The sequence below is a fragment of the Ilumatobacter sp. genome (assembly GCF_049588435.1).
GTDB lineage: Bacteria > Actinomycetota > Acidimicrobiia > Acidimicrobiales > Ilumatobacteraceae > Ilumatobacter_A.
Genome location: NZ_JBAVYV010000523.1, coordinates 1 through 2,361, shown reverse-complemented (window position 1 = coordinate 2,361; position 2,361 = coordinate 1). Strand labels below are relative to the sequence as shown.

Annotated in this window: 2 protein-coding genes and 1 pseudogene; 1 reads left to right on the top strand and 2 read right to left on the bottom strand. The window is 64.2% G+C overall.

Annotated elements, in window-relative coordinates:
- Positions 1–344: hypothetical protein (locus tag WBV89_RS19645; RefSeq protein ID WP_423983017.1), on the top strand; the 344-nt coding region annotated here is incomplete at its 5' end.
- Between the two features lie 180 nt (positions 345–524).
- On the opposite strand, the gene WBV89_RS19640 is transcribed toward WBV89_RS19645, so the two are convergent.
- Together WBV89_RS19640 and WBV89_RS19635 are read right to left on the bottom strand one after the other, a co-directional pair.
- Positions 525–1,301 carry an alpha/beta fold hydrolase gene (locus tag WBV89_RS19640; RefSeq protein WP_423983016.1) on the bottom strand — a complete coding sequence of 259 codons (777 nt, stop codon included), beginning with the start codon at positions 1,299–1,301 and terminating at the stop codon, positions 525–527.
- Between the two features lie 337 nt (positions 1,302–1,638).
- Positions 1,639–2,361 (bottom strand): annotated as a pseudogene (locus tag WBV89_RS19635) (saccharopine dehydrogenase); the annotation flags it as partial.

Genomic DNA, 2,361 nt, shown 5'->3' with positions numbered 1-2,361 from the left:
GTGTCACCCAAGCCGACTTGATGACCGACGAACCAGTGGGGCTCGGCTCGAGGTTCGTCACCGACCACGGAAGTCCGCTCGGCAAGATCGAGTCCACGATCACGGCCTTCGATCGGCCGGATCGCCTGGAGTTCGAGGCCACCAGCAAGCGAATGGACCTCGCGATCTCGTTCACGTTCACTGAGGCCGAATCAGGCACGTCGGTCCACGGCACGTTCGATCCGAAGCCGAAGGGCGTCATGGCTGTGCTGTTCCCGCTGCTCCGTCCCATGATTCGTCGCGACATGGCCAAACAGCATCAGCACCTCAAGGCGCTCTGCGAGGCGCAGTCACCAAACACGTAGCTCCCGCCGCGCACGGTCACGTTGCGCAAGCCACGGGCGCGACCGAGTACAGATCGCGTAACGGGCCTCCACCGACGACCGCGCGTTATCGAGTGCTTGGCCGCTCGCAGTCGTGCCGTACTGCTCGGGTTGATCGGTCCCTGGTGGTGAGCGATATGCGTTGGTCGTCTGCTTCTCGCCTCAGTCTGAAATGCGGCGCGTGACGAGTTCTGCGACTTGCTCCCACTCTCGCCGCGTTGGGAGATGTCCCATTCCGTCGACGAGGTGAAGAGAACTTCCTTCGATTCCGCCGGCGAGTGCGTGTCCGTGAGCGATGGGGAGGAGCCGATCACTTGTTCCGTGCACGACGAGAGCGGGACTTGCGAAGTCGCCGAGTTGGTCGAGCGTCGGCCACCCGAAACGAAACGAGGCTGCCATGTGGCGTTTAGCCGCTTCGGGCCGCTCCGCAGCACGTTCAGCGGCGAGACGTGACTCTTCCTTCATCCAGGCCCGGTCCGATTCGTCCGGCCTTCCCATCATCGCCATGATCACCGACGTCCGATCTGTCGTGCCAAGGGATGCAAAGAAATCCGGTCCCATCCCAGCGTCAGGGTCAGGGCTCATCGCCGCGATGAAGGTGGACGACATCACCCGATGACCGAACCGGCTGACCAGGTCCACGGTGATCATTCCGCCCATCGAGACTGCCACCGTGTGAACACGAGACACGTCCGCTGCGTCGAGCACCGCAACGATGTCGTCCGCAAGTGTCGACAGGGTGTAATCGTCACCTCCGTCACCGGACAAGCCCGTGTCTCGAGGATCCATCCGAAGCACAGAAAGCCCGGCACCGATCAGTTGGTCGATCAACAGCTTCGGGAACAGGTCGGTCGAGTCGCCCCGTCCCGGAATCAACAGAACCGCTGGGCCGTTGCCGAGTTGCTCCCACCAGAGATCCACCCCATCAGCTGTCGTCACGAACACTCAGTCATCTTCACACACGCGTAGTAGTGGCCGTTGAGAACCGCTGCGAGCAAAGCGTTCTGGAGCGGGCCCACCGATCGTACGTGCCGAACCCGGACGGGGTCGTCTTGGCGAGGGCGAACGTTGATATGCGCTGTGAGCGAACGGAATGGGGTCGTTCAGCGAGCGCGGTCCGGTGCTGGGTCATTTGCTCGCACCCGCCGAATGGTTCGGTTTCGGTCTCGGCTCCGTCGATGCCCCCATCGATATCCAGTGCATCGGCGGCGATCATCGGCGTCGTGTCGCAGCCGTTGCAGGTTACCCACCCAGGACTGCAACGTCTGTGGCGTTCTCAGATCGCGGGCGCCTCGTTGACGACCACGAGTTCGCTCATGCCGGCCAGCGGGGGGTTGCAGGTCAGCGCGAAGCCGTCGAGCAGAGACGCGACGTCGATGACGGATTCAGGCGGGTGCGCGCCCGTGGCGTCGAGTCGACCGTCGAGCAACTGTCTCAGTCCGAGCGCGAGCGGCACGGAGGTTGCTCCGGCCATGTCGGCGGGCATGGCGTGGAGGTGCACTCCGATCCGCAGCGACCGGCCGTCGCGCTGTCCGCGGGCGAAGGCAAAGAACCCCGGAAGCGCGCCAGCGCCCTTACGGCCGAGCGCTCCGATCATGGCGCGAGCGATCCGCGTCGTTCTTTGGTTCCTGATTTCGGCAGCAGCGTCCTCGTGGCTCAGCTTGCCGGCATCGAGGTCCTTGCGGATCAGGTCCAGGTACGCCGCCGTCGATCGTTTGAGCAACATCAAGTTGGCGGAGCTGCCGTGCACGTTCATGCGCTCGCGGAGTGTGATCGGCTCGGGGTGCCCGACGGTGTACGCCGTACCTCGACCCAGACCGGGATAGTCGATGGTGACGGGAGCCAGCGGCGGGCGTGACACGCGCTGTCCGGTCTCGACGACGTCGATGGTCCCCGAGATCTGCTGCATCCAGTGGACGATGGCTGCCGACGTGCCTGCGCCCACGACGGATTCATCATCGAGCGCGAAATCACCCGCGCCAGCGTCGACGGGCCACGC